The organism is Streptomyces sp. Rer75 (genome assembly GCF_013414305.1).
Classification (GTDB): Bacteria; Actinomycetota; Actinomycetes; order Streptomycetales; family Streptomycetaceae; genus Streptomyces; species Streptomyces himastatinicus.
In genome coordinates, this window is record NZ_CP058693.1 from 2,543,854 (window position 1) to 2,569,317 (window position 25,464).

Below are 25,464 nucleotides of genomic sequence, written 5' to 3' on the forward strand. Positions count from 1 at the left end.
GATGACCACGGTCACTGACCTGTACCCGACCCGCGGCCCTATCGAGGTGGCCACGCCCCGCGTGGACCCCGTCGTGTGGTCCGAGCCCGGGGCCGAGGGTCCTCTGCAAGCGTCCGAGCTGAGCGATTTCGATCGCGATGGCTTTCTGGCGATCGATCAGCTCATCACTCCGGACGAGGTCGCGGTCTACCGCGCCGAGCTGGACCGGCTGATCGTCGACCCGGACGTGCGCGCCGACGAGCGCTCGATCATCGAGCCGAAGTCGCAGGACGTACGGTCGGTGTTCGAGGTGCACCGGATCAGCGAGGTCTTCGCCAACCTGGTGCGCGACCCGCGTGTGGTGGGTCGCGCACGGCAGATCCTCGGTTCGGACGTCTACGTCCACCAGAGCCGGATCAACGTCAAGCCGGGTTTCGGGGCCTCGGGCTTCTACTGGCACTCGGACTTCGAGACCTGGCACGCCGAGGACGGGCTGCCGAACATGCGGACCGTGTCGCTCTCGCTCGCCCTGACCGAGAACTACGACACCAACGGCGGCCTCATGATCATGCCGGGGTCGCACCGCACGTTCCTCGGCTGCGCGGGCCAGACACCGAAGGACAACTACAAGAAGTCCCTCCAGATGCAGGACGCCGGGATTCCGTCCGACGAGGCGCTCAGCGGCTTCGCCGACAAGCACGGCATCAAGCTGTTCACCGGCAAGCCCGGTTCGGCGACCTGGTTCGACTGCAACTGCATGCACGGCTCGGGCGACAACATCACGCCCTACTCGCGCAGCAACGTCTTCATCGTGTTCAACAGCGTGGAGAACACGGCGGTGGAGCCGTTCGCGGCGCCCGTGCGGCGGCCGGAATTCATCGGGGCGCGGGACTTCACGCCGGTGCGGTGAACCACAGGTCCCGTTGACCGTGGGTGGCCAGGGGGAGGGCGGCACACGCCCTCCCCCTGGCCATCCGCGCTGTCCGCTACGCACCGTCCCCCAGTGCTTCCAGCAGGCGGTCCACGTCGGCGGGCGTGTTGTAGAGGTGGAAGGCGGCGCGCAGGTTCCCGGCCCGCGCCGAGACCTGTACGTCCGCCTTGGCCAGCCGGGGCGCGGCCTCGCCGAGCCCCGGTACGGAGACGATCGCCGACCCCGGGGCGGGCAGGCAGGAGTGCCCCAGGGCGGTGATCCCGGCGCGGAAGCGGTCGGCGAGCGCGCGGTCGTGGGCGCGGACGGCCTCGGTGCCCAGCTCATGGAGCAGGGCGAGCGAGTGCCGGGCCGCGACGTACGAGAACAGGCTCGGGCTCTCGTCGTAGCGCCGCGCCGAACGGGCCAATTCGGCCACCGGCCCGTAGCAGCTGTCCCACGGCTTCTCCCCCGCGACCCAGCCCGCGAAGACCGGGGTCAGACCGCCCAGGTCCTCGGGCACGGTGAGGAAGGCGGTGCCGCGCGGACACAGCAGCCACTTGAAGCCGATGGACACGGTGAAGTCGGCGTCCGCCGCGCTCACCGGCAGCCATCCGGCGGCCTGACTGAAGTCCACCAGGGTGCGCGCTCCGTGTGCCCTGGCGGCGTCCCGGATCGCGTCGAGGTCGGCGATCCGGCCGTCCGCCGACTGGACGGCGCTCACCGCGACGAGCGCGGTGTCCGGCCGTACCGCCTCCGCCAGCTCCTCCAGCGGCGCGATGCGGAGCGTGAGGTCGCGGCGTACGGCGAACGGGTTGACCAGGGAGCTGAAGTCGCCCTCGGCGGTGAGGACTTCGGCGCCGGACGGCAGCGAGGTGGCGATCAGTCCGGCGTATACGGCGACCGAGGCGCCCGCCGCGACGCGCCGTGCCGGTACGCCGACCAGCCGGGCGTAGGCGGCGCGGGTCTCCTCGACCGCCTCGAAGGCCACGTCGGCGTACGGGCCCCCGGCGGCCGCGTCGTCGAGGGCCGCCTTCATGGCGGCGACGGAGCGTGCGGGGATCAGACCGCTGGAGGCGGTGTTGAGATACGTCGTCTGTGGCGCGAACTCGGCGCCCGCCAGGCTCTCCATGTCCATCCACTATGAGACGGGCCCACCCCGGCGTCCATCGCACATCTCTGTAGGGTCCCCGCCACGGATGCTTACGCATCCCCACTGACCTGCGCTGATTCCCGCTACCGGAACGCGGCACGCCCGGAACGCGAGACGGCCGCCGGGCGGGCGGGTCAGGTCCGCGCGCCCGACGGCCGTGCCGTCACCGGGGGTGTCAGCCCTGCTGTTCCCGGATGCCGTTCACCCGGCGGGGCAGCCCGAGCGGGTTGTCGTCGCGCAGCTCCGGCGGGAGCAGCGCGGGCGGGGTGTCCTGGTAGCTGACCGGCCGCAGCCAGCGCTCGACCGCGGTGCCGCCGACCGAGGTGGAGGTGGAGGTCGTCGCCGGGTACGGGCCGCCGTGATGCTGGGCGGGGGCGACGGCGACACCGGTCGGCCAGCCGTTGACCAGGACCCGGCCCGCGAGCGGGGTCAGCTCGGCGATCAGCTCACCGGCCCGGCCCTCGGTGCCCTCGGCCTCGGCGGCGGAGATCTGGACGGTGGCGGTCAGGTTGCCCTGGAGGCGGCCGAGGACGGCGGAGATCTCGGCGTCGTTCTCGTACCGGGCGACGACGGTCACCGGGCCGAAGCACTCCTCCAGCAGCACATCGTGCGGGCCCTGCTCGGCGAGGCGCCGGGCCGGGACGGTGAGGAAGCCGGGGCTGACGCTGTGCTCGCCGCCGGAGCCGGGGGTCACCGGGGCCTCGACGTCCGCCAGCTCGGCGCGCTCCTTGACCCCGGCCACGAAGTTGTCCCGCATGCGGTGGTCGAGCAGCACCCCGGCGTCGGTGTTGCTGACGGCCTCGGTGAGCGACTTGACCAGCGCGTCCCCGGCGGCGCCCGCGGGCGCCAGCACGAAGCCGGGCTTGGTGCAGAACTGGCCCACGCCCAGCGTCATCGAGCCGCTGAGCCCGGAGCCGATCTGCTCGCCGCGCTCGGCGGCGGCGGCCTCGGTGACCACGACCGGGTTGAGGCTGCCCAGTTCGCCGTGGAAGGGGATCGGCACCGGCCGGGCGGCCGCGGCGTCGTACAGGGCGCGGCCGCCGCGGATCGAGCCGGTGAAGCCCGCGGCGGCGATCAGCGGGTGCTTGATGAGTTCGAGGCCCGCGTCGAAGCCGTGCACCACGGAGATCACGTCGGCGGGCAGCCCGACCCGCTCGGCGGCCCGGCGCAGCGCGGAGGCGGCCACCTCGGAGGTCGCGGGGTGGTCGGGGTGGGCCTTGACGACGACCGGGCAGCCCGCGGCGAGGGCGCTGGCGGTGTCGCCGCCGGGTACGGAGAAGGCCAGCGGGAAGTTGCTGGCGGCGTAGACGGCGACGACGCCGAGCGGCAGCTTGTAGCGGCGCAGATCGGGCCACGGCGGGGTCTGGGTGGCGTCGGCGTGGTCGACGTGGACGTCGAGGAAGGCGCCCTCGTCCACGATCGTCGCGAAGGAGCGGAGCTGGTAGCTGGTGCGGGCCAGCTCGCCGGTGAGCCGGGCCGGGCCGAGCGCGGTCTCGGCGTCGGCGGCCTCGACCAGCGTGTCACGGGCCTCGTCGAGCAGATCGGCGGCGGTGCGCAGGAAGGCGGCGCGCACCGTACGGTCGGCCAGGGCGCCGCGCGCGGCGTCGGCCGCCCGCACCACCTTGTCGACCTCCTCCGCCGTGGCTTCGACCGCTACCTGCTCGCGCTGCTTTCCGGTTCGGGGGTCGACGCTCCACACTGGTGCTGACACCGCGGATTCCTCCTGCTGTGTTACCGCTGCTTGCGTCTCGCACATCGACTGTTGTTCGATATGTTGAACGCTGTCCCGGTTGATGAATTCCATCGGGACTCTATGGCTGGTCGAACAGAGGGGTCAAGGCGATGACAGCTGCCGAGACGGGCGGGGCCCAGGTCAAATCGGCGGTCCGCACGGTCGAACTGCTGGAGTTCTTCGCCGGACGGCCCGGGATGCACAGCCTGGCCTCCGTGCAGGAGGCCGTGGGCTACCCCAAGTCGAGCCTGTACATGCTGCTGCGCACCCTGGTCGAGCTGGGCTGGGTGGAGACGGACGCGACCGGCACCCGGTACGGCATCGGGGTGCGGGCGCTGCTCGTCGGCACGTCCTACATCGACGGCGACGAGGTCGTGGCCGCGGCCCGGCCCACCCTGGACCGGCTCTCGGACGACACCACCGAGACCATCCACCTCGCGCGGCTCGACGGCACCAACGTGGTCTACCTCGCCACCCGCCAGTCGCAGCACTACCTGCGCCCCTTCACCCGCGTCGGCCGCCGCCTCCCGGCCCACTCCACCTCGCTGGGCAAGGCGCTGCTGGCCACGTACACCGACGAGCAGGTGCGCAAGCTGCTGCCGGAGACGCTGAGCCCGCTCACCGAGCACACGATCACCGACCGCGAGAAGCTGATCGAGGAGCTGCACCTGATCCGCGAGCAGGGGTACGCGGTGGACCGCGAGGAGAACACCCTGGGCCTGCGCTGCTTCGGCATCGCCATCCCCTACCGCACCCCGTCCCGGGACGCCATCAGCTGCTCGGTGCCGGTGGCCCGGCTGACCGGGGCCCATGAGCAGATGATCAAGGACGCGCTGTTCGACGCCCGCGACCGCCTCACGCTCGCCACGCGCCGCCTCTGATCCGAAGACCGCGGGTCGCGGGGAGGACGGCGGCTCTCAGGGTCGTGGGGAGGACGGGGAGGACGGCGGCCTCCGCCGCACGGCGGAGGCGGATCGTCGGACAGGGCGAGGTGCGGAGCCGGAGGCTCCGCAAGGCTGGTGTACATGACACAGCCCCACGCCACCACCGCTCCCCGCCGGGCGCTGCGCGCCGTCGCCATCCTCGCCTGCCTCCCCTACATCGCCCTCAAGGTCGCCTGGATCGCGGGGAGTTACGTCGGCATCCCCGAGGGAAGCGATCTGCGCCGCCCCGAGGAACGCCCCGTCATGCTCGCCTTCAACGGGCTCTCCGTCCTCATGGACGCCGCCGTCGTCGTCCTCGCCCTCCTCCTCACCCGCCCCTGGGGCAGGCGGGTCCCGGCCTGGCTGCTGGCGCTGCCCGTGTGGTGCGCCTGCGGGCTGCTCGCGCCGATCATGACCGGCTTCCCTGCCCAGCTGATCATCAAGGCGCTCGGCCGCGGCACCGGGGTGGGCACGGCCGACGACGACAGCCGGTTCCTCGCCGACTGGGTCTTCGGCCTCGTCTACGGCGGGTTCATCGTGCAGGGCCTCGCCCTCGGCGCCCTCTTCGTGCTGTACGCCCGTGACCGGTGGGGCCATCTGTGGCGCGGCCGGATCGCCGATCTGCCGGTCGACAGCCCCACCCGCGGCGCCCAGCGCCTCACCGCCGTGGTCGCCACGGTGCTCGCCGTGCTGCCCGCCGCGACCCATGCGCTGTGGGCGGGCGGTTCGACGGCCGGGCTGTCCGCGGCGCGGGCCGCGGAGCGGACGAGCGACTTCTACGTCCTGGAGGCGATGTACGTCGTCTTCGCGCTCGCCACCGTCGCCGGTGCGCTGACGCTCGCCTTCCGCTCCGGCCACCGCCTCCGGCTCGGCGTCCCGCTGGGCCTGGCCTGGATCGGGTCGGGGGCGCTGGCCTGCTGGGGCGGCTGGCTCATGCTGACCGGTCTGACCTCGGGGGACAGTGCCAAGGCGCCGAGCGCGGTGATGACCATGACCTACGCTGTGCAGATGATCGTGGGCTTGCTGGTCCTCACGGCCGGCGCGTACTTCTTCGGCGAGCGGAGCGCGCAGGCGTCCGGAGCCCCGGTTTCCCCGCGCACGCTGGAGCTGCGGCCCCTGTGACCACCATCCCCTGGCGACGGTGGACCCGCGCGGTCCTCGGGCGACGAGCCCTGCTGCGCTGGGTCCATCTGGTGCTCGGCGGCGCGCTGTTGATGCCGTACTTCCTCCTCACCACGGTCATCCTCGGGTCGGTGGTCCGCAGCGACGACCTCCTCACCTCCCTCCCCTGGCAGCTGCTCGCCTTCGCCGCGGCCCTCCCGCTCGCCGCGCTGACCGCGCTCTTCCCCCTCGTACGCCCGCTGGAGGCCACGGCCGCGCGGGCGCTGTGCGGGCTGCCGGAGTCCGCCGAACTCGCCGCCGGGCCCGCCGCGTCCTGGGACGCCCGCCAGCGCACCGCCCTCTGGTACGCGCTGCACCTGGCGGTCGGCGGGGTGGTCAGCGGGGTCACCCTCGCCGTGCCGCCCGCCGCGGTGCTGCTGATGGCGCTGCCAGTGGCGGGGACCTCGTACGGGGCGGACCTGGGCTGGCCGGGCGCCTTCGACGGGGGCCGCGCCGTGCTGGCGCCCGCCGCCGGGGCGCTGCTGCTGGCGGGGGTGGCCGTGGTCGCCCTGGGCGCCGGGGCGCTGCTGGCCCGCTGTGCGCCCGCGCTCCTCGGGCCCGCCCCCGCCGACCGGCTGGCCGCCGCCGAGGAGCGGGCCGCCCGGCTCGCCTCCCGCAACCGCCTCGCCCGCGAGCTGCACGACTCCGTCGGGCACGCGCTCAGCGCGGTGACGCTCCAGGCGAGCGCCGCCCGCAGGGTCCTGGACGCCGATCCGGGCTTCGCCCGGGAGGCACTGGAGGCGATCGAGGAGACGACGCGCGGGGCCGTGGCCGAACTCGACAGCGTGCTGGGCCTGTTGCGCGAGGAGTCCGAGGGGGCCGGGACGGGCCCGGCCGCGCCCTCCCCCACCCTCGCCGACCTGGACGGGCTGCTGGCCCGTACCCGCGCCGCGGGCGTCACCGTCGACCTCGACGGGCCCCCACCGGGCGGTCTGCCGCCGGTCGTCTCCCGCGAGGCGTACCGCATCGTGCAGGAGGGGCTGAGCAACGCCCTGCGCCACGCCGGACCGGTGCCGGTGCGGGTGCGGATGACCAGATGCGGCAGCGAGTTGGAGATCCGCGTGGAGAACCCGGTGAGCGGGGCCGCCGCCCGCGCCCGCCGCACCGGCGGCGGCCGCGGCCTGCGCGGCATCGCCGAGCGCGCGGCGCTGCTGCGCGGCAGCTGCGCCTGGGACACCGTGGACGGCCGGTGGCGGCTGACGGTCCGGCTCCCCCTGGGGGCCGCCCGGTGACCGCGCCGCCGCCCCTGCGCATCGTGCTGGCCGACGACGAGCGGATGGTCCGCACCGCGCTGCGCGCGATCCTGTCCTGCGAACCGGACCTGGAGGTGGTGGGCGAGGCGGGCAGCGGCGCCGAGGCCGTCCCGCTGGTCCGCGAACTGCGCCCGGACATCGTGCTGATGGACGTCCGGATGCCGGACATCGACGGCATCCGCGCCACCGAGCAGATCCTGCGGACCGTGCCGGAGCCGCCGCGCATCATCGTGGTGACCACCTTCGAGAACGACGCGTACGTGTACGACGCGCTGCGCGCCGGAGCCAGCGGCTTCCTGCTCAAACGGGCCCGCGCGGACGACCTCGTGCAGGCGGTGCGGCTGGTGGCGCGCAGCGACTCGCTGCTGTTCCCGGCCGCCGTACGCGCCCTGGCCGCCGAACACGCCGCGGCGGGCGACCGCCACGCGGCCCGCGCCCTGCGTGACCGGCTCTCCGAGCGGGAAGCCGACGTGCTGCGGCTGATGGCCGCCGGGCTGTCGAACGCCGAGATCGCCACCCGGCTCACGGTCGGCCCGGCAACCGTCAAGACCCATGTCGCCGCGGTCCTCGGCAAGCTCGGCGTCCGGGACCGCACCCAGGCGGTGATCGCGGCATACGAGTGCGGTTTCGTCACTCCGGGCTGAGACAGGGCTGACATCCGCCTCCCGGGGTGGTCTCCTGTGACCGGCCAAAGCCATGGCCAATGCCGTGAGAGGAGACCGCCATGGAGTACGCACGACTGGGCACCTCGGGGATCAAGGTGTCGCGGATCTGCCTGGGCATGATGAGCTACGGCGACCCCTCGTACCGGGCGTGGCAGCTGGACATCGACGCGTCCCGGCCGATCGTGCGGCGGGCGGTGGAGAGCGGGGTGACGTTCTTCGACACCGCCGACATGTACGCGGTCGGCCGCAGCGAGGAGATCACCGGCGAGCTGCTGGCCGAGTGCTTCCCGCACCGCGACGACTACGTGCTGGCCACCAAGGTCTACAACCCGATGGGCCCGGGCCCCAACGACCGGGGCCTGTCCCGCAAGCACATCCTGGCCGGGATCGACGCCTCGCTGCGGCGGCTGGGCACCGACCACGTGGACCTGTACCAGATCCACCGCTACGACCACGAGACGCCGATCGAGGAGACGATGGAGGCGCTGCACGACGTGGTGCGCGCCGGGAAGGCCCGCTACATCGGCGCGTCCTCGATGTACGCGTGGCAGTTCGCGAAGGCCCAGCACACCGCCGACACCCACGGCTGGACACGGTTCGTCTCCATGCAGAACCACTACAACCTGCTGTACCGGGAGGAGGAGCGGGAGATGAACCCGCTCTGCCTCGACCAGGGCGTCGGCGTCATCCCGTGGAGCCCGCTCGCCCGCGGCCTGCTGGCCGGAACCCGCGACCGCGACCGCACCGGCCCCACCACCCGCGCCGCCAACGACCCCCTGGTCGAGCGGTGGTACGCGGACGCCGACTTCGACATCGTCGACGCGGTGCGCGAGGTCGCCGGGGAGCGCGGCGTCTCCCCCGCCCAGGTCGCCCTGGCCTGGCTGCTGAGCCGCCCCGCCGTGACCGCGCCGATCGTCGGCGCCACGAAGCTGTCCCACCTGGAGGACGCGGTGGCGGCGGTGGACCTGCCCCTCACGGAGGAAGAGACAACCCGCCTGGAGTCCCCGTACCGCCCCCGCCCCATCATGGGCCACCAGTAGCCCCTGACCAGCACACCTGGCGGCCCGGCCTGTTCGCGGGGCCGGGCGGGGTCCAGGGGCGGAGCCCATGGTTCGGGAAGGGGCGGGGTGGGGAAACACCCGCCGCCCGCCGGTCAGTTCATGGTCGAGCCGACCTCCGTCGCGCCTGCGACGACGAGGAAGCTGGTCACGGGCAGCGAGCCGTCCTGGCGTCGGGCCTCGTAGGCCGTGCCCGGGTCGGTGGTCACGAAGGGCGGGGTGATCGAGGCGTCCGGCTTCCAGTTGTTGCCGCGGGAGACCGCGGACTCGCCGGTGTCGGCCTGGCCGCGGCCGTTGGCGACGGCGAGGTTCTGCTGGAGCAGGACGCGGGAGTCGGGGAAGGAGTAGCCCTGGCCCTCGTTGGCGTAGGCGGTGGTGCGCAGCAGCCGGAGGGCGCCCGTGTTGCCGCCGGCGGCGAAGCCGCTCTTGGAGTTCTTCCAGGCGGCGGACGCCCGGACGACATGGGCGGGGGTGGGGGCGGAGCCGGTGTCGGCACCGAGCTGGAATCCGCTGCCGTCGCCCTCGAAGTCAGGGATGCCCCAGCGGTTGATGCCGTTGCCCCAGGCCCAGGAGTGGTCGATGGAGACGGGGCTCGCCCACATCCACAGGTCGAGGCCGTCGTCGCTGTTGTCGAAGAGGCGGGAGCCGGTGATCACGTTGCCGGAGCCGGAGCCATGGGTGATCGCGATGCCATCGGCTCTCTTGCCGCCGGTGGCGTCGTCGTGGTTGCCGTAGGAGTCCAGGTTCCGGATGAGGTTGCCGTCGGTGTTGTCGCCGCGGAGGGTGAACCCGGTGTCGCCGTTGCCGTGCGTGGTGAGGTTGTTGAAGACGCCGCGCGAGCAGGAGGTGCAGACGAGGCCGCCGCCGGGGGCGTTGCGCAGTTCGAGGCCGGAGACGGTCCAGTAGTCGGCGCTGAGGGAGAGCAGGGAGGCGCCGTCGCGGAGCCGGGAGCCGTCGACCCTGACCTTCTCGCCCTGGTACGGCCGCAGATGGACGCGGTCCCCGGCGGTGCCGCTCACGGAGCTGCGCAGGGTCCGGGACGGGTAGTACGTACCGCCGCGCACCTCGATGGTGGTACCGGGCTTCGCCACGGCGAAGGCCCTCTCCAGCGTGCGGTACGGAGATGCCAGCGTGCCCGTCTGGCTGTCGCTGCCGCCGGGCGCCACGTAGACGGTGGTGGGGACGGCGCTCGCGCCATCGGGGGAGGCGGTCAGGTACACCCCGGCTACGGCCGATGCCACGATCACCGCGCTGCCGAGCGGCAGCGTGCGGTCCTTGCGACGGCGGTGGCGGCCGCGGCTTCGCCTCACTCTCATGGCAACTCCTGTTCTGCGTCGAGAGAGCGGGCCGTGGGATCCTGGACGACCCGCTCCATGGCGTAGTTGCCGCCGATCCAGATTAGGTTGCCGCCGTATCGAGGATTCTCAGATTACGGAATCGCGATCGTCCAGCGATAGAGCATGGCGACTCTTGATCATTCTGCGACCAGCATTGCCCGGCAGTCCAATTGAAGTTGACCAACACGTCGCGACAGCAGAAAACGTCGGAAGACGGCGGAAGGGAAGGCCGGGCGGGGCCAGTTGACGCCCGGCCTCCCCCGCTCATGGGGCCGACCGGACGTCAGAAGCGGCCCGCGCCCGCGTCCTTGCCGACGATGCCCGGCACCGCGCGCGGTGCGTCGACGCGCGTGCGCAGCGTCGGGGTCCAGCCCGCGTCGCCGCCCAGTTGCTCGTCGGGGACGCCCGCGTTGTGGAGGGCGAGGAGGTCGGCCGCCTTGCCGCCGAGGTGGTTGTTCTTCGCGGTCAGCGCCGTGCCCTTCCACTTCTTGATGATCGTCGCCGGGTCGACGGAGGCGGGCACCGTGAAGGCGTTGGCCTCGGCGTAGAGCTGGGACTCGACGCCGATGCCCCAGCTGTACGCGTAGCCGCTTCGGGGCGCCACGAAGTGGTTGTTGTACGCGTCGACCTTGCCGAACCGCACCCGCGGCGCGCGCTCCACGATGTTCTTGAAGAGGTTGTGATGGAGCGTGACGCGGAGCTTGCCGCGGTCCGTGGCGCCCGCGCTGTCGCTGTTGCCGATCATCAGCGTCTTGTCGTGGTCGGCGAACACGTTCCAGGAGGCGGTGACGAGGTCGGCGCCGCGCACCACGTCCAGCTCCCCGTCGTGCTGCTGGTAGAGGCGGCCGAAGTAGCTGGGCTGGGCGCTGTCGGGGCGGCGGCCGTCGGTGAACGTGTTGTGGTCGACCCAGACGTGGGTGGAGCCGTACACCACCAGGTTGTCGTACTCGGAGTTCCAGTTGCCGTCGTCGCCGTCGGTGGGGTCCCAGGCGGGGAAGCAGTCGAAGGCGTCCTCGAAGGTGACGTTGCGGACGATGACGTTGTCCACGCCCCGGATCTGGAGGCTGGCCCCCAGCAGCCTGGCGTTCCGGCCGACGCCGAGGATGGTCGTGTTGGAGCCCACCTTCAGCTCGACGCGCTCGTACTGCCGGGCGGCGGACGCGGCGCGGGCGTCCTCCTGGGGGCCGGACGGCGCGGCCTTGCCCCAGGTGGCGGGGTCGTAGGCCGTCAGGTACGCGTCCAGGGAGTAGCCGTCGGTCGCGTAGTCGGCGCAGGAGAGCGGCTTTCCGGCGTCGTCGGTGTTGGCGTCGATCGTTCCCTTGACGCGGATCAGCCTCGGGGTCGCGTCGCCGTCGCCGAGGGCCTTCACCAGCTCGGCCCGGTTGGTGACCGTGAAGGTGTGCGCCTTGTCGGCCTTGGCGCCGCCGGTCGTGCCGCCGTCGGCGGAGGCCCAGCCGTCACCGGCCGGGAGGGCGCCCCGGGCGCCCCCGGCCTCCTGGGCGGCGGCGGCCGACGGGCCCTGGGCCACGCCGAGGGCGAGGGCGGCGCAGCCGAGCACGGCGGCCACGCGGGCATGACGTCTGAACATGACGGCTCCTGAGAACAAGGAAAGGGGGAGGTGAGAGGTGAACTACCAGGTGATCCAGCTGTCCGGGATCGCGGCGTTGAGCCGCCGCAGGTCGTGCGGCCGCAGCACCCGCCGGGCCGCCAGCTCGCGCGCGACGAGCCGGGCCACCTCGATCGCGCCGTGCGGCTGGAAGTGGGTGTTGTCCTGGAGCCCGGCCGGGTAGTTGGGCGACTCCCCCGGCTCCAGCCAGTTGAAGTAGTCCTGGGTGGCCTCGGGCCCGAGGCGCTGCCACAGCGCGATGCTGGATGCCTGGATGTCGAGGAGCGGCACCCGCTCGGCGCGGGCGAGGTGGCGTACGGCGTCGGGGTACGCGCCGTGCGTGGGCTGGGCGTTGCCCGCCGCGTCGAACGTGCGGCGCTCCACGGAGGTCAGCAGCACGGGGTGCGCGCCGCGCTCGCGCGCGCCGTCGAGGTAGAGCCGCAGATACTGCGGATACGTGGTCTGCGGATCGGTGCCGCGCGCCGGGTCCTCGATCTTCTCGTCGTTGTGGCCGAACTGGACGAGGAGGAGGTCGCCGGGGCGGAGGGCGGCCAGGATGGGGGCGAGCCGCCCCTCGTCGTAGAAGCTCTTGGAACTGCGGCCGTTGACGGCGTGGTTGGCGACCGTGAAGCGGTCGTCGGCCAGGAAGAACGGCAGGGCCATGCCCCAGCCGGCCTCGGGCGCGGCGGTGGGCTGCTTGGTGGCGGCGGTGGAGTCGCCCGCGAGGTAGACGGTGGTGCGGCGGCGGGCTGTCGCGGCGGCTGCCGTGCCGGGGGCGGCGAGGGCGAGGGGCAGCGCGGCGAGGGGCAGCGCGGCGAGGGACGCGGCGGCGTGTCTTCGGGTCAGGGCCATGGCGGAGCGAAAGCCTTCCGTAAGGGGCGTACGGGGCGGCCACCGGTGCGGTGCGGCCGCCCCGTACGCCGGATCAGGAGCCCTACTGGTGCTTCTTCCAGTCGGCCTGGGCCGTGTTCAGCTCGTCCGCGACCTTGTCGCAGAAGGCCTTGGCGGTCATCTGGCCGAGCAGCACCTTCTGGAAGCTGGGCTCGTTGTCGGCCTTGCTGATGTTGTTCCAGTCCGGGAGGTAGTACGGCAGCTGGACGACCTTCGTCTGCGGGTCGTTCAGCGACTCCAGCGCGGCCTTGGTCGGCGGGGCCTTGCTGATCCAGGCGTCGTCGGCGGCGCCGACGTTGGCGGGGATCGCGCCGACGTCCTCGTTCCAGAGGCTGTTCATCTCCGGGGAGGCCGCGAACTCGATGAACTTCCAGGCGGCGGCCTTGTTCTTGCTCGCCTTGAAGAGGCCGAGGCCGTCGACCGGGTTGGAGACGATCGTGCGGGCCGACCCGTCCTCGGACGGCGGCAGCGGTATGCCCGCGATCTTGTCCTTGCCGAGCTGCTTCAGGTGGTCGACGTAACTGCCGAGGTTGTGCTGGAGCATGCCGATGTCGCCCTGGTCGAACTGGGCGACCATCTTGGCGAAGTCGTTGTTCAGGTCGGCGGACGGGGTGACCTTCTTGAAGAGGGCGACGTACTTCTCCAGCGCCTCGACGTTCTTGGGGTCGTTGAGCGTCGTCTTGTCGCCGTCCCAGAAGGAGGAGATCCCCGACTGGGCGTACATCATGTCCAGCGCCTGGGCGATCGAGCCCGCGCCGCCGCGCAGGGTGAAGCCGAACTTGTTCTTGCCCTTGTCGGTCAGCTCCTCGGCGGCCTTGTAGAAGGCGTCCCAGGTCGTCGGGGCGGGCAGTTGCGCCGACTTGAACAGGTCGGTGCGGTACCAGAGGGTGCCCTGGTTGGCCGAGGTCGGGACGGAGAACAGCTCCTTCTCGTCCCCGCCCGCCGCGCGGACGCTGTCCACCATGTTCTTGATCAGCTTGCCCTTGAGGGGGCTGTCCTCGATCCGGTCGGTGACCGGGTCCAGGGCGCCCTGGGCGGCGAGGTTCGCCAGGTACGCGGTGCCGACGCCGCCGACGTCGGGGAGGCTGTCGCCGCCGCTCTGGATGGCGGTGTCGTACTTCGACTGCACGTTCGTGATCGGAATCGGAACGTACTTGACCTTGATGTCAGGGTTCTTGGCCTCGAACTCGGCGATGATCTTCTTCCAGACCTTCGTCCGGGGACCGCCGTTGTTGTCCCAGAACGTGATGGTGCCCTTGCCCGACCCCTCCTCCCCGGTGGACGACCCATCGTCGCCGCATGCGGTGGCGGTGAGCGCGAGGCTGAGGACGGCGGCGACGGCCGCGGCGGTGCGGGTGGCTCTTGCTCTGCTCATGAAGCGCATCTCCTGGTGTGGTGTTGAGGTGCCCAGCCATCCGTCCCGGCGAGGTAGTCGGCGACCTCGTGGTCCGCGGCGTCGGCCTCGTTCATCTGCGGCCGTGTCGCGGCGGGGCCCTCCGGCCCTGCCGCGCCCGGTCCGGTGTTGCGGTACTCGGTGAAGCGGGCCTCCTGCCACGGGAATCCGCTCATGTCCGTCCAGGGGGCGGACTTGACCGCAGCGGGGAGGTACGTGTCGCGGATGAGCACCTGGGCGATCGCGTCCGGCTCCCCGCCGGGGTGCCACGGCCGCCCGAGGTGGAAGGTCTGATCGGGCGCGTCGCTGACGATGCGACTGCGGGTGATCAGGAAGCCGTAGGGGTTGTCCTTCCAGGTGCTCGCGGCGGTGATGTAGCCGTTGTTGGTGGCGCTGCCGCGGGTGAGTGCCTTGATGGTGGAGCGCTCGATGACGGTGGTGGCACGGCCGTAGATGAAGTCGACGTCGCCCTCGATGTACGCGTCCCGGATGTACACCCGGCTGTTCGTCGTCAGCTTCGGGCTGTCCGTCATCAGGGTGTCCTGATTGCCCTTGAACGCCGTGTCCCGGAAGACGATCCGGTCACCGGTCGTCTTCATGGCCAGCGCCTGCTCGCCCTTCAGGTCGTGGGCCGCCTCGTCGAAGTCGTTGACGAAGGTGAGACGGCGGGCCGTGACATCGCTCGCCGCGATGAGGACGGTGGCACTGCCGGTGGACCCGCCGTACTCGGCGGGGGTGTCGTGGACGATGGTCGTGTCCGCGCGGTGCCGGCCGGTGCCGAGGAGGGTGAGGTGGGGCTTGTCGGCCGGGATGCGGACCTGTTCGCGGTAGGTGCCGGGGGCGATGGCGAGGGTGATGGGCTTGTCGTTGCCGGACGGTACGGCGTCGATGGCGGCCTGGACGGTACGGAAGTCGCCGGAGCCGTCGGCGGCGACGCGCAGGGTTTGCCGGTGTGCGGTTGCGCTGGCGCTGGGCGCGCCCCCGAGAACGACGAGCACCCCGGCGACCACCAGCCCAAGCGCCATCGCGGCAGCGCCGCGTGGCCGCCTGCGGCCCGAGTGCCACCCGCGGGACGGGCCCCTGCGGGCCGGTGGCCGCCAGGGTGAGCGCCATCCTGGCCAGGGTGCGTGGCCAAGCGCGGGCCGGGTTGTGCCCACCCGTTCCGCCCCGCGGAACGCCTGCCCACAACCCGGGCACCATGCCGCCGCCCGGGCAGAGGCCAGGGGCGCAGCCCCGGCGCCGTCCGGGGTGGGGGCCGGGGCGCAGCTCCCGGTTTCGGGGAGGGGCGGGGTTGGGGAAAGGGCCATCACTCGGGTCCCTTCGTCGCGTGGAAGCCCCTGAAGTCCGCGTGGCCCGCCGCGCCCTCGCCCGGCGGGGCCGTGGCGAACAGGGACAGCAGGGCGCCCACCCAGCGCCACGGCGTGGCGGCGAAGACCGGGCCCGAGGGGCGGAAGCCGTCGCCGGTGTCGGCGGAGAAGCGGCAGCGGGCGCCCGGGGTGACCTCGATGCGGAGGCGGGCCCGGGCGGCGGGGGCCGGGCGGGGGTGTTCCGCGTCGCGTTCGCGCTCGGTGGTGACGCTGGCGAAGCGGTGGACCAGGCGGACGCCGTCCGCAGCCCGCTCCAGGCCGATCCAGCCGAACGCGTCGCCCAGCACCGCCAACCCCGCCTTGGCGCCCACCACTTCGCTGTGGAGCGCCAGGTCGACGGTCGCCGTCAGGGACTCGGCGGGGAGCCGTTGCACCAGGGCGTTGGGGAGTCTGCGCAGGTCGTCCGCCGCGTCGTGGCGGTGGCAGGTGAGCCAGAGGCCGGGGCCGTCGTGGGCGGTCGTCCAGCCCGCCGCCGGGTTGGCGGTCCAGGACCACTGGGGGCCGTACCGGCCGTCGGGGAAGTCGTCGTCCACGGCGGGGGCGCACGGCTCGGCGGCGGGCCCCTTCGGCTTGCGGTACCAGGCCACCGGCTCGCCGTCGTCGCCGACCACCGGCCAGCCCGCGTCGTCCCATTCCATCGGCTGGAGGTGCACCACGCGCCCGTACGCGCCGCGCTGCTGGAAGTGCAGGAACCAGTCCTCACCGGCCGGGGTGGTGACCCAGGCGCCCTGGTGCGGGCCGTTGACGTCGGTGCGGCCCTGGGCGAGGATCGTCCGTTCCTCGTACGGGCCGAAGAAGTCCCGCGAGCGGAAGGCGCCCTGCCAGCCGGTCTCGACGCCACCGGCCGGGGCGAGGATCCAGAACCAGCCGTCGCGCCGGTGGAGCTTGGGGCCTTCGAGGGTGAACCACCCGGGGATGGTGTCCCCGTCCACGATGACGCGGCCCTCGTCGAGGAGTTCCCGCCCGTCCGGGCTCATGCGGTGTCCGGTGAGCCGGTTGTTGACGCCGGAGCGGGACTTGGCCCAGGCGTGGACGAGGTAGGCGTTGCCGTGTTCGTCCCACAGCGGGCAGGGGTCGATCAGGCCCTTGCCCGGCTTGATCAGGTGCGGGGCGCTCCACGGCCCGTGCGGATCGCGGGCGTTGATCTGGTAAACGCCCGCGTCCGGGTCGCCCCAGAAGATCCAGAAGCGGCCGTCGTGGTGGCGGATGCTGGGCGCCCAGACGCCGCAGTCGTGGCGCGGGAGGGCGAAGGCGTCGGCGGGTTCGAGCCGTTCCACCGCATGCCCGAGGATGCTCCAGTTGACGAGGTCCCGGGAGTGCAGGATGGGCAGTCCGGGGGCGCGTCCGAAGCTGGAGGCGGTGAGGTAGTAGTCGTCGCCGACGCGGACGACGTCGGGGTCGGACCAGTCGGCGTTGAGGATGGGGTTGCGGTACGTACCGTCGCCGAGATCGGCACGCCAGACAGGTCCGCTCATACGGCGGCCCCCTTGTCCGACAGCTGTCCCGCGATCCGCGCCGCCTCGTCCCGCTCCAGGCAGCCGTCCGCGACCGCGGTGACGATGCGCCGGGTCACGGTGTCGGCGGGGGCGATGGTCAGCGGCCGTTCGCGGGTGGCGAGGGCCGAGCCGACGCCGGGGTGCTCACCGGTGCGGACGTGCCAGGGGGCGGACCGGGTGTCGCCGGTCGCCCCGGCGAAGACCAGCGTCCAGTCCTCGGCGGCCAGCGCCACCCAGTCCGCGGGCCGCCCGTGCACGGCGGCCTCGCCCTCGTCGCCGCCCGCGCTGAAGACCCGCGGCGGCTGCGGGCGACGTGGCGCGCTCCAGAAGAAGCCTCCGCCGGACCCTGAAATGTCCTGCCCGGTCACATTGGTGAGCGCCGTGGTGAAGTCCAGCGCCCAGCACCCCGCCGACAGCGGCCGCACCGCGACCGTGCGCCGTTCCAGCAGCAGTTGCCGTCCGCCCGCGGTCCAGGACAGCTCCTCCACGAATCCGTCCGGGTCGCGCAGCAGCCAGCCCAGGTGGCGCTGGCTGCCGTAGGTGGTGACGGGGCTCGGGCCGCCCCCGAAGTTCCGCCCGGCGACGTCCGGTACGGCCATGGACACGCCCAGCTGGGCGGGGTGGTCGGCGGTGCGCACATCGGTGACGGTGATGCCGCCGAGGGTCCGCACCGGGTGCAGGTACGGGCGGGGGGCGAGCGTCCCGGCGAGCTGCGGCCGGTGGACGTACGTACCGACGGGCCGGTTCTCGTGGCGCAGCACGGTGCAGGGGGGACGGTTGGTGAAGGTGGGGTTCATGGGTGCGGGACCTCCGCGGGGGGTGCGGCCCAGGGGGCGCGCAGTTCGGAGTACAGAGCGAGGCGCTCGGCCCCGGCGGTGACCAGCTGGTCGATGCCGGTGACGACGCGCCGCTTCGCGCCCGCCGACGCGCCCGCCGCACCGGGTTCGGTGCGCCAGGCGTCGGGGGGCAGCGGGACCGGTGCGGGGGCGGTGCGGACCGCCTCGACGACGCGCATGAACGCGCCGGTGCGGTCCGGTGGGACGAGCAGTTCGGTGCCGTCGCGCACGTGGACCGCCAGGTTCTCCAGCAGGTCGGTGCGCGCGTAGTGGGTGGTCTCGGGGGGCGCTCCCGCGCGCTCGACCCGGACCCGGTCCTGCTTGTACCAGAAGGTGATGCGGCCCCGGTCGCCGTGGACGACGACGTACGGCTCGCCGGGCTCTTCCGCGCACAGGGTGACGGCGGCGGTGATCGTGGTGCCCCAGCGGGTCCGGATGCGCAGGCAGGAGGTGTCGTCGGCCTCGATGTCGTTGGCCCGGTACAACTCCAGTTCCAGGGCGGTGACGTCGTCGGCGCGGTCGGCGCCGTCGATGCGCAGGGCGGTGGCGACGGCGTGGGCGAGGGGGTTGGTGAGGACGCCGTCGATGACATCGCGGCCGTCCAGGGTGCGGTGCCCGGCCCAGGGCGCGCGGGTGTAGTACGTCTCGTCGCGCGACCACGCCCCGGCGGCGCCGATGCCCCGTACGGCCCCGATGGCGCCGTCGGCGATGAGCTTCCGGATGGCGGGCAGGGCGTGGGAGCCGAGGGATTGGAAGCCGATCTGGCAGGCGGCCTCGAGGTCCGCGAGCCCATCGCTCAGCCGGGTGAACTCGGCGTAGGAGGGCGTGGGCGGCTTCTCCAGGAGCAGGTGCGCACCCTGCGCGGCGGCGGTGAGGGCGAGGTCGGCGTGGGTGTGGATCGGGGTGCAGATGACGGCGATCCGGGCGCCGGTACGGGCCACCAGCGCACCGAGGTCGCCGGACTGCACGGGCTCGGACCCGGACCCGGGTTCGCCGAAGCCGTCCCCCAGCTCCTCGGCGTCGAGCGGCCGGAGTTCGCACACCCCGGCGAGCCGCACCAGCCCCTCCCCCGCCAGCCGCCGGATGTTCTCCAGGTGCCAGCGGCCGTGTCCCCGCGCGCCCGCGAGGACGATGGGTATGGGTGTGTATCCCTCGGCAGCCCCAGGCCCTGGGGGGTGCGTCGTGCGCATGGTCGGACCTCCTTGTCCGCGTACTGACTGACGGGTGCTCAGCCCTTGACGGCGCCCGCGCTGAAGCCGGTGATCAGCCACTTCTGGATGAAGGCGAAGACGATGACGACCGGCACCGCCGCGATCACTCCGCCCGCCGCGAGGGCGCCCAGGTCGACGCTGTCGGCGCCGATGAGGGTGTTGAGGCCGACCGGGATGGTCTGCATGTCCTGCGAGCTGAGGAACATCAGCGCGAACAGGAAGTGGTTCCAGCTGTGCACGAAGGCGAAGGAGCCGACCGCGATCAGGCCGGGCCGCAGCAGCGGCAGCACCACCGCGCCGAAGGCCCGCAGCCGCCCGCAGCCGTCGACCCAGGCCTGTTCCTCCAGGGAGACCGGCACGTTCCTGATGAAGCCGCTGATGAGGATGATGGACAGGGGCAGTTGGAAGACGGTCTCCGCGATGATCACACTCCCCAGCGAGTTGATCATCTGGAGGTTCTTGAAGATCTCGAAGAGCGGTACGAGCATCAGCGCGCCCGGGATGAACTGCGACGCGAGCAGGGCCAGCATGAAGCCCTTCTTGATGCGGAAGTCGAAGCGGGCGAGCGCATAGCCCCCCGCGAGCGCGACCACGGTCGTCATCAGCAGCGACGCAACGCCGACGATCATGCTGTTCTGGAAGAAGGTCCCGAAGGCGCGCTCGTTCCAGACCTTCGCGAAGTGCTCCCCGGTGACCGGCCACGGCACCAGCGAGGTGGAGCCCGCGGGGCGGAGCGCGAAGAGCAGCATCCAGTAGAAGGGGACGAGGGTGAACAGCAGGTACAGGCCCAGCGGCGCGTAGATCTGCCAGCGCGGTACGCCGTCGTCGACCGAGCGTCCGCGCCGCTTGCCGGAGCCGGCGGGCGGGACGGGGGCTGCGGGTGCGGTCGCGGCCGGGTCGGCGCCCTGCTCCGCGAGCGCGGGTGCGGGTGCGGCTCTCACTTGGTGTCGCCTCCGAACTTGCTCAGGCGCAGATAGAGGATCGAGCAGAAGAGGAGGATCACGAAGGCGACGGTGGTCAGCGCGGAGGCGTAGCCGAAGTCGTGGCCGTTGATCCCGGTGTTGGCGACGTACAGCGGCAGCGTGGTGGTCTGCCCGGCCGGACCGCCGCCGGTGAGGGTGTAGAGCAGGTCGACGTTGTTGAACTCCCACACCCCGCGCAGCAGCGTCGACAGCACGATGGCGTCCTTCAGGTGCGGCAGTGTGATGTGGAAGAACTGCCGCGCCCGCCCGGCGCCGTCGACCGAGGCCGCCTCGTACAGGTCCTTGGGGATGGACTGGAGGTCGGCGAGGATGAGGATGGCGAAGAAGGGGACGCCGCGCCAGAGTTCGGCGAGGACGGCGGCCCAGAAGACGGTGCCGGTGTCGGAGAGCACGGAGGTGCCGTACGTGCCGATCCCGGCGTCCGCGAGATAGCGGCTGATGCCGGTCGACGGGTTGTACAGCAGCATCCAGATGGTGGTGGTCAGCACCCCGGAGACGGCCCAGGGCGAGAAGACCAGGGCGCGGGCGATGCCGCGTCCGATGAAGGTCTGGTTGACCAGCAGGGCGAGCGCGACGCCGAGGACGAGCTGGAGCAGCACCTCGGTGACGACCCATTTGCCGCTGAAGGCCAGCGCGTCCCAGAACTGCGGGTCGTCGGTGAAGATGCGGGTGAAGTTCTCGAAGCCCGCGTAGCCGTTCCGCCAGGGCTTGGTGACGTTGTAGTTCTGAAGGCTGTAGTAGAGGACGCTGAGCATCGGATAGGCGATGAAGCCCAGCATCAGCAGCCCGGCGGGGGCGATCAGCAGGTACGGGAGGCGGCGTGGTGTCGCTCCCGTACGCCGCCGGCTGCCGCGGGGAGCGACCCGGGGTTGTTTCGCCACGGCGTTGGCCATGACTGCTTCTCCGTTCTCAGGGGGAAGCGCTTACTGCGGCGATTCGTGTGCGAGGAAGCGCTTTCCGTACGACGTTCGAAATACCGTGCAAAAATTTTTTCGATCAGGCTGCGGGCTCAGCCCGCGTACGGTTCCGGCACCGCACCGTCCCGGGCCAGGAAGCGGAAGTCGCAGCCGGTGTCGGCCTGGGTCATGTGCTCCTGGTAGAGCGCCCCGTAGCCGCGCTCGTAGCGGGGCGGCGGGGCCGTCCACGCCGCCCGGCGCCGTTCCAGCTCGGCGTCGTCCACCTCCAGCCGCAGCACCCGCGCCGCCACGTCGAGCGTGATCAGGTCGCCGTCGCGGACGAGGGCGAGCGGTCCGCCGATGTACGACTCGGGCGCGATGTGCAGCGCGCAGGCGCCGTAACTGGTGCCGCTCATCCGGGCGTCGGAGATCCGCACCATGTCCCGCACCCCCTTCTTCAGCAGGTGGTCGGGGATGGGCAGCATCCCGTACTCGGGCATGCCGGGCCCGCCGAGCGGACCGGCGTTGCGCAGCACCAGCACGGTGTCCTCGGTGATGCCGAGCGCGGGGTCGTTGATGGTGGCCTGCATCGTCTTGTAGTCGTCGAAGACGACGGCGGGCCCGGTGTGCTCGAGCAGATGCTGATCGGCGGCGATGTGCTTGATGACCGCGCCGTCCGGGCACAGGTTGCCGCGCAGCACCGCCACCCCTCCCTCCTCGGCGAGGGGGTTGTCGCGCGGCCGGATGACGTCCGGGTTGTGCACGAGGGCGCCGTCGAGCTGTTCGCGCAGGGTGGCGTGGGCGGCGGTGGGCCGGTCCAGATGCAGCCGGTCGGTGAGCCGGGAGAGAAAGCCCGGCAGTCCCCCGGCGAAGTGGAAGTCCTCCATCAGGTACTGGCCGCCGGGCCGCAGGTTGGCGAGGACGGGCACCGTACGGGCGATCCGGTCGAAGTCGTCCAGGGTGAGCCGCACCCCCGAGCGCCCGGCCATGGCGATGAGGTGGATGACGGCGTTGGTGGAGCCGCCGAGCGCGAGCACGGTGGTGACCGCGTCCTCGTACGCGTCCCGGGTGAGGATCTCCGAGAGCCGCAGGTCCTGCCACACCAGCTCGACGATGCGCATCCCGGAGGCCGCGGCCATCCGTTCGTGCCCGGAGTCGACGGCCGGGATGGACGAGGCGCCCGGCAGGGTCACGCCCAGCGCCTCCGCGGCGGCCGTCAGCGTGGAGGCGGTGCCCATGGTCATGCAGTGGCCGGGCGAGCGGGCGATGCCGCGCTCCAGCTCGGCGATCTCGCTGTCGCCGATGAGCCCGGCGCGCTTGTCGTCCCAGTACTTCCACATGTCGGTGCCCGAGCCCAGCACCTCGTTGCGCCAGTGCCCCGGCAGCATCGGCCCGGCGGGCACGAAGACGGTCGGCAGATCGGCGGTGGCGGCGCCCATGAGCAGCGCCGGGGTGGACTTGTCGCAGCCGCCCATCAGCACGGCGCCGTCCACCGGGTACGAACGGAGCAGTTCCTCGGTCTCCATGGACAGCAGGTTCCGGTACAGCATCGGAGTCGGCTTCTGGAAGGTCTCCGACAGCGTGGAGACCGGGAATTCGAGGGGGAAGCCGCCCGCCTGCCAGACCCCGCGCTTGACCGCCTGGGCGCGGTCGCGCAGGTGGACGTGGCAGGGGTTGATGTCGCTCCAGGTGTTGAGGATCGCGATGACGGGCTTGCCGAGGTGTTCCTCGGGCAGATAGCCGAGCTGGCGGGTGCGGGCCCGGTGGCTGAAGGTCCGTAACCCCTCGGTGCCGTACCACTGGTGGCTGCGCAGCTCCTCCGGTCTTCTGCGCGGACGGCTCGCAGCGTCGCTCATAGGGCCCATCCCTCTATCAGCGCGGCGACCTCCGCCCGCTGCGGCTCCGGCAGCAGTCGGCTGGGCGGGCGGACGTCGCGGCGGCACAGGTCGAGCGCGGCCAGCGCCTCCTTCACCACGGTCACGTTGTTGGCCGACTGCCGGGCGGCCCGCAGATCCTCGAACGGCCGGATCTGCTCCCACACCTTCATCGCGGCCGCGTAGTCCCCGGCGCGCAGCGCGCCCAGCATGTCCAGCGACACCTTCGGGGCGACGTTGACCAGGCCGGAGGTGAAGCCGGTGGCGCCGACGGCCCAGTACGAGGGCGCGTACAGCTCGGCGAGCCCGGCCACCCAGACGAACCGGTCGAGGCCCGCGTCCCGCGCGAACGCCGCGAAGCGGGCCGCGTCGGGGACCGCGTACTTCACGCCGATCACGTTCGGGCATGCCTCGCCGAGACCCGCCAGCGCCGCGCCCTCGATCAGCGGGTTGCGCAGATACGGCACCACGCCCAGCTCCGGAACCGCCTCCGCGATCTCGCGGTGGTAGTCGACCCAGCCGTCCTGCGACACGTACGGGTGCACCGGCTGGTGCACCATCACCATCTGCGCCCCGGCCTCCCGCGCGTGCCGCGCGGCGTCCACCGCCGTCGCCACGTCCTGCCCGACCCCGACCAGCACGGCGGCCCGGCCGCCCGCCTCCTCGACGCTCAGCTCGGTGCACAGCCGGCGCTCCTCGAGGGTGAGGGCGTAGAACTCCCCCGTGTTGCCGTTCGGGGTGACGGCCCGTACGCCGCCGTCGAGAAGCCTGCGCAGCAGGGCGCGGTAGGTGGCCCGGTCGACGGCGCCCGTGGCGTCGTACGGGGTCACCGGGATCGCCACGACGTCAGCGAGCGCGGTTCTCAGCGGTGTGAAGTCCATACGGACCCTCTCTGGATCGTGTTCGAGCTGGTTCGTGTTCGAGCTGGTTCGTGTTCGGGCTAGTTCGTGTTGGCGGTGCTGTTCGCGGTGGTGTCCGGGTCGGGAAAGGCCCGCTGGACGAAGGACGAGATGTGGTGGTGCAGCGCGCGGGCGGCCCCGTCGGCGTCCCCGTCGTGCGCGCGGGCCAGGATCTCCCGGTGCTCCCGCGCCTCCCGCTCCCACGACGGCACCGCCTGCCAGGCGACGGCCGACACCAGCGCCGCCTGGTCGCGCAGCTCGTCGAGCATCCGGGTCAGCAGCGGGTTGCCGCAGGGGAGGTAGAGCGAGCGGTGGAAGTCCCGGTTGGCCAGCGACCGGTCCGCCGGGTCGGCCGCCGCGTCCGAACGCTCCAGCGCGGCCCCCGCCGCCGCCAGGCTCGCCCGCGCGGTGACGGTCCGCCGCAGCGCCTCGGGCTCCAGCAGCAGCCGTACGTCGTATACGGCCCGCGCCATGGCGGTGTCGACCGTACGGACGGTCGCGCCCTTGTACTCGCTCATGACCACCAGACCCCGGCCCGCCAGGGTCTTCAGCGCCTCCCGCACCGGCGTCTTCGACACCCCGAACTGCGCGGCCAGCTCGGTCTCGACAAGCGGCTGCCCCGGCCGCAGCCGTCCCGTCAGGATGGCGTGCTTGACCGCTTCCAGCACGTACTGAGTACGGGAGGGAATCGGGCTGGGGGCGATGTCCATGGTGGCTCTCAGATCTCACGTATCGCGTCTCATATATGACGTACGAAGTACGACGCGATGAAGTTAGGGCGGCCCCATGGATTCGTCAACGGTACTGACGAAACTTCAACTTCCGGTGCCTGTAACGTCATCGAGGTGCTAATGGGCTCCCCGACGACACGGCTGATCCTCCTCCGCGGCAACTCCGCCTCCGGCAAGTCCTCCGTCGCCGCTGAGCTGCGCGCCCGCTACGGTCGGGGCCTCGCGCTGGTCGGCCAGGACACGCTGCGGCGGGACATCCTGCGGGAGCGGGACGTCCCGGACGGCGCGAACATCGGCCTCATCGACACGGTCGCCCGCTACGCCCTCGACCACGGCTACCACGTGGTGGTCGAGGGCATCCTGTCCGCGGCCCGCTACGGCGCGATGCTCGACGCCCTGCGGGCCGACCACCGGGGCCGCACCCATGCGTACTACCTCGACGTGCCGTTCGCCGAGACGGTGCGCCGCCACGCCACGAAGCCGCAGGCGGCCGAGTACGGCGAGGCCGAGCTGCGCGACTGGTACCGCCCGCTGGACCTGCTGCCGGGCGGCGCCGAAACCGTGGTCCCGGCGACGAGCGGGCTCGCGGAGACGGCGGAGCGGGTGCTGCGCGAATCCGGGCTGATACGACGAGGTCCCCACGAGCGCGGCTGAGACGCGCGCTCGCGGGGACCTGCGGTGTGAACCAGGCTTTCGGGGACCCGGGTACCAGGTGCCCGGGTATCAGGCGCCCGGGGGTCAGGTGCCCGGGTATCAGGGGCCCGGGTGGATGAAGCCCCACCAGCCATCGGGGGCGGGCTGGCAGTATCCGCCGTTCGACGGGGTGTGCGTGATGTACTCGATGACGCCCGCGTTGCACTCCGCCTCCGTCGGGTACCACGACAGGCACCGGAACTGAGGCCCGGCGTCCGGCGGCGGCGCTTGGGGCGGGCAGGACTTCGGCGTGACGTCGGTCTGGGTCACCGCCGCCTGGGCCGGGCCCGACGCCGCCGTGGCGGTCGGGGCCGAGACGATCGCTCCGCCCAGCCCGGCCGCGAGCACCGCGGCGGTGGCGACGAGACGTTGGATGCGCATGCGTACTCCCTCGCTCTCTGCGTCGGAGGAACTTCCGTC

Annotated in this window: 22 protein-coding genes and 1 pseudogene; 7 read left to right on the plus strand and 16 right to left on the minus strand. The window is 72.3% G+C overall.

Annotated elements, in window-relative coordinates; translation table 11 throughout:
• The first annotated feature begins 1 nt into the window (after position 1).
• Positions 2-889 (plus strand): ectoine hydroxylase, encoded by an 888-nt coding sequence (gene thpD / locus HYQ63_RS10490; RefSeq protein WP_179933577.1) that lies wholly within the window; start codon positions 2-4, stop codon positions 887-889.
• A gap of 76 nt (positions 890-965) precedes the next feature.
• Here thpD and HYQ63_RS10495 read toward each other — a convergent pair whose 3' ends face one another.
• Both HYQ63_RS10495 and HYQ63_RS10500 read right to left on the minus strand, forming a co-directional pair.
• Positions 966-2,018: an aminotransferase class V-fold PLP-dependent enzyme gene (locus HYQ63_RS10495; RefSeq protein ID WP_179933578.1), complete on the minus strand. Its 1,053-nt coding sequence runs from the start codon at positions 2,016-2,018 to the stop codon at positions 966-968.
• A 196-nt stretch (positions 2,019-2,214) separates the two neighbouring features.
• Positions 2,215-3,750, minus strand: a complete 1,536-nt coding sequence (locus tag HYQ63_RS10500; protein ID WP_257231785.1) for an aldehyde dehydrogenase (NADP(+)) — start codon at positions 3,748-3,750, stop codon at positions 2,215-2,217.
• A gap of 131 nt (positions 3,751-3,881) precedes the next feature.
• On the opposite strand from HYQ63_RS10500, the gene HYQ63_RS10505 reads away from it, so the two are divergent.
• The 5 genes from HYQ63_RS10505 to HYQ63_RS10525 all read left to right on the plus strand — a co-directional run bounded on the left by HYQ63_RS10505 (position 3,882) and on the right by HYQ63_RS10525 (position 8,813).
• Positions 3,882-4,652, plus strand: a complete 771-nt coding sequence (locus HYQ63_RS10505) for an IclR family transcriptional regulator (RefSeq protein ID WP_009718909.1) — start codon at positions 3,882-3,884, stop codon at positions 4,650-4,652.
• A gap of 144 nt (positions 4,653-4,796) precedes the next feature.
• A complete protein-coding gene (locus HYQ63_RS10510) occupies positions 4,797-5,816 on the plus strand; it encodes a hypothetical protein (protein WP_179933580.1) in 1,020 nt (339 codons plus the stop codon).
• A complete protein-coding gene (locus HYQ63_RS10515) occupies positions 5,813-7,087 on the plus strand; it encodes a histidine kinase (RefSeq protein WP_257231786.1) in 1,275 nt (424 codons plus the stop codon). Before HYQ63_RS10510 ends, HYQ63_RS10515 begins: the two co-directional genes overlap by 4 nt.
• Positions 7,084-7,752, plus strand: a complete 669-nt coding sequence (locus HYQ63_RS10520) for a response regulator transcription factor (RefSeq protein ID WP_179933581.1) — start codon at positions 7,084-7,086, stop codon at positions 7,750-7,752. Before HYQ63_RS10515 ends, HYQ63_RS10520 begins: the two co-directional genes overlap by 4 nt.
• A gap of 80 nt (positions 7,753-7,832) precedes the next feature.
• Complete coding sequence (locus tag HYQ63_RS10525) at positions 7,833-8,813, plus strand: aldo/keto reductase (RefSeq protein ID WP_179933582.1); 981 nt, start codon at positions 7,833-7,835, stop codon at positions 8,811-8,813.
• 113 nt (positions 8,814-8,926) lie between these two features.
• On the opposite strand, the gene HYQ63_RS10530 is transcribed toward HYQ63_RS10525, so the two are convergent.
• From HYQ63_RS10530 to HYQ63_RS10590, 13 genes and pseudogenes are all read right to left on the minus strand, one after another.
• Complete coding sequence (locus HYQ63_RS10530) at positions 8,927-10,147, minus strand: right-handed parallel beta-helix repeat-containing protein (RefSeq protein ID WP_179933583.1); 1,221 nt, start codon at positions 10,145-10,147, stop codon at positions 8,927-8,929.
• Between the two features lie 304 nt (positions 10,148-10,451).
• Positions 10,452-11,756: a polysaccharide lyase family 1 protein gene (locus HYQ63_RS10535; RefSeq protein WP_179933584.1), complete on the minus strand. Its 1,305-nt coding sequence runs from the start codon at positions 11,754-11,756 to the stop codon at positions 10,452-10,454.
• A 42-nt stretch (positions 11,757-11,798) separates the two neighbouring features.
• The gene (locus tag HYQ63_RS10540) at positions 11,799-12,626 is read right to left on the minus strand and encodes a rhamnogalacturonan acetylesterase (protein WP_179933585.1); all 828 of its coding nucleotides are present in this window, start codon (positions 12,624-12,626) and stop codon (positions 11,799-11,801) included.
• Positions 12,627-12,708: 82 nt separating this feature from the next.
• Positions 12,709-14,040, minus strand: coding sequence for a sugar ABC transporter substrate-binding protein (locus HYQ63_RS10545; RefSeq protein WP_179933586.1), 1,332 nt, complete (start codon positions 14,038-14,040; stop codon positions 12,709-12,711).
• Positions 14,037-14,975 (minus strand): annotated as a pseudogene (locus tag HYQ63_RS10550) (pectinesterase family protein); the annotation flags it as partial. The gene HYQ63_RS10545 and the pseudogene HYQ63_RS10550, both read right to left, overlap by 4 nt.
• Before the next feature lie 389 nt (positions 14,976-15,364).
• Complete coding sequence (locus tag HYQ63_RS10555) at positions 15,365-16,900, minus strand: glycoside hydrolase 43 family protein (RefSeq protein WP_179933588.1); 1,536 nt, start codon at positions 16,898-16,900, stop codon at positions 15,365-15,367.
• Entirely contained in the window at positions 16,897-17,718 is an 822-nt protein-coding gene (locus HYQ63_RS10560) for a PmoA family protein (RefSeq protein WP_179933589.1), read from the minus strand. Before HYQ63_RS10560 ends, HYQ63_RS10555 begins: the two co-directional genes overlap by 4 nt.
• A complete protein-coding gene (locus tag HYQ63_RS10565) occupies positions 17,715-18,947 on the minus strand; it encodes a Gfo/Idh/MocA family protein (RefSeq protein ID WP_179933590.1) in 1,233 nt (410 codons plus the stop codon). The genes HYQ63_RS10560 and HYQ63_RS10565 overlap by 4 nt, the downstream gene beginning before the upstream one ends.
• A 38-nt stretch (positions 18,948-18,985) precedes the next feature.
• Positions 18,986-19,909: a carbohydrate ABC transporter permease gene (locus tag HYQ63_RS10570; protein ID WP_179933591.1), complete on the minus strand. Its 924-nt coding sequence runs from the start codon at positions 19,907-19,909 to the stop codon at positions 18,986-18,988.
• Positions 19,906-20,844, minus strand: coding sequence for a carbohydrate ABC transporter permease (locus HYQ63_RS10575; RefSeq protein ID WP_179933592.1), 939 nt, complete (start codon positions 20,842-20,844; stop codon positions 19,906-19,908). Before HYQ63_RS10575 ends, HYQ63_RS10570 begins: the two co-directional genes overlap by 4 nt.
• Positions 20,845-20,960: 116 nt before the next feature.
• Positions 20,961-22,703, minus strand: coding sequence for an L-arabinonate dehydratase (gene araD / locus HYQ63_RS10580; protein WP_179933593.1), 1,743 nt, complete (start codon positions 22,701-22,703; stop codon positions 20,961-20,963).
• The gene (locus tag HYQ63_RS10585) at positions 22,700-23,602 is read right to left on the minus strand and encodes a dihydrodipicolinate synthase family protein (protein ID WP_179933594.1); all 903 of its coding nucleotides are present in this window, start codon (positions 23,600-23,602) and stop codon (positions 22,700-22,702) included. The genes araD and HYQ63_RS10585 overlap by 4 nt, the downstream gene beginning before the upstream one ends.
• 59 nt (positions 23,603-23,661) lie before the next feature.
• A complete protein-coding gene (locus tag HYQ63_RS10590) occupies positions 23,662-24,330 on the minus strand; it encodes a GntR family transcriptional regulator (protein WP_179933595.1) in 669 nt (222 codons plus the stop codon).
• Between the two features lie 141 nt (positions 24,331-24,471).
• Between HYQ63_RS10590 and HYQ63_RS10595 the strand changes: the two genes are divergently transcribed.
• Complete coding sequence (locus HYQ63_RS10595; protein ID WP_179939945.1) at positions 24,472-25,005, plus strand: kinase; 534 nt, start codon at positions 24,472-24,474, stop codon at positions 25,003-25,005.
• Positions 25,006-25,104: 99 nt separating this feature from the next.
• On the opposite strand, the gene HYQ63_RS10600 is transcribed toward HYQ63_RS10595, so the two are convergent.
• Positions 25,105-25,425 carry a hypothetical protein gene (locus HYQ63_RS10600; RefSeq protein WP_179933596.1) on the minus strand — a complete coding sequence of 107 codons (321 nt, stop codon included), beginning with the start codon at positions 25,423-25,425 and terminating at the stop codon, positions 25,105-25,107.
• Positions 25,426-25,464: the final 39 nt, after the last annotated feature.

Excerpts from the sequence above, each read along its gene's own strand:
- thpD (WP_179933577.1), top strand. The coding sequence starts at position 2 with ATGACCACGGTCACTGACCTGTACCCGACCCGCGGCCCTATCGAGGTG.
- HYQ63_RS10495 (WP_179933578.1), bottom strand. The coding sequence starts at position 2,018 with ATGGAGAGCCTGGCGGGCGCCGAGTTCGCGCCACAGACGACGTATCTC.
- HYQ63_RS10505 (WP_009718909.1), top strand. The coding sequence starts at position 3,882 with ATGACAGCTGCCGAGACGGGCGGGGCCCAGGTCAAATCGGCGGTCCGC.
- HYQ63_RS10510 (WP_179933580.1), top strand. The coding sequence starts at position 4,797 with ATGACACAGCCCCACGCCACCACCGCTCCCCGCCGGGCGCTGCGCGCC.
- HYQ63_RS10525 (WP_179933582.1), top strand. The coding sequence starts at position 7,833 with ATGGAGTACGCACGACTGGGCACCTCGGGGATCAAGGTGTCGCGGATC.
- HYQ63_RS10530 (WP_179933583.1), bottom strand. The coding sequence starts at position 10,147 with ATGAGAGTGAGGCGAAGCCGCGGCCGCCACCGCCGTCGCAAGGACCGC.
- HYQ63_RS10535 (WP_179933584.1), bottom strand. The coding sequence starts at position 11,756 with ATGTTCAGACGTCATGCCCGCGTGGCCGCCGTGCTCGGCTGCGCCGCC.
- HYQ63_RS10540 (WP_179933585.1), bottom strand. The coding sequence starts at position 12,626 with ATGGCCCTGACCCGAAGACACGCCGCCGCGTCCCTCGCCGCGCTGCCC.
- HYQ63_RS10545 (WP_179933586.1), bottom strand. The coding sequence starts at position 14,040 with ATGAGCAGAGCAAGAGCCACCCGCACCGCCGCGGCCGTCGCCGCCGTC.
- HYQ63_RS10555 (WP_179933588.1), bottom strand. The coding sequence starts at position 16,900 with ATGAGCGGACCTGTCTGGCGTGCCGATCTCGGCGACGGTACGTACCGC.
- HYQ63_RS10560 (WP_179933589.1), bottom strand. The coding sequence starts at position 17,718 with ATGAACCCCACCTTCACCAACCGTCCCCCCTGCACCGTGCTGCGCCAC.
- HYQ63_RS10565 (WP_179933590.1), bottom strand. The coding sequence starts at position 18,947 with ATGCGCACGACGCACCCCCCAGGGCCTGGGGCTGCCGAGGGATACACA.
- HYQ63_RS10575 (WP_179933592.1), bottom strand. The coding sequence starts at position 20,844 with ATGGCCAACGCCGTGGCGAAACAACCCCGGGTCGCTCCCCGCGGCAGC.
- araD (WP_179933593.1), bottom strand. The coding sequence starts at position 22,703 with ATGAGCGACGCTGCGAGCCGTCCGCGCAGAAGACCGGAGGAGCTGCGC.
- HYQ63_RS10585 (WP_179933594.1), bottom strand. The coding sequence starts at position 23,602 with ATGGACTTCACACCGCTGAGAACCGCGCTCGCTGACGTCGTGGCGATC.
- HYQ63_RS10590 (WP_179933595.1), bottom strand. The coding sequence starts at position 24,330 with ATGGACATCGCCCCCAGCCCGATTCCCTCCCGTACTCAGTACGTGCTG.
- HYQ63_RS10595 (WP_179939945.1), top strand. The coding sequence starts at position 24,472 with ATGGGCTCCCCGACGACACGGCTGATCCTCCTCCGCGGCAACTCCGCC.
- HYQ63_RS10600 (WP_179933596.1), bottom strand. The coding sequence starts at position 25,425 with ATGCGCATCCAACGTCTCGTCGCCACCGCCGCGGTGCTCGCGGCCGGG.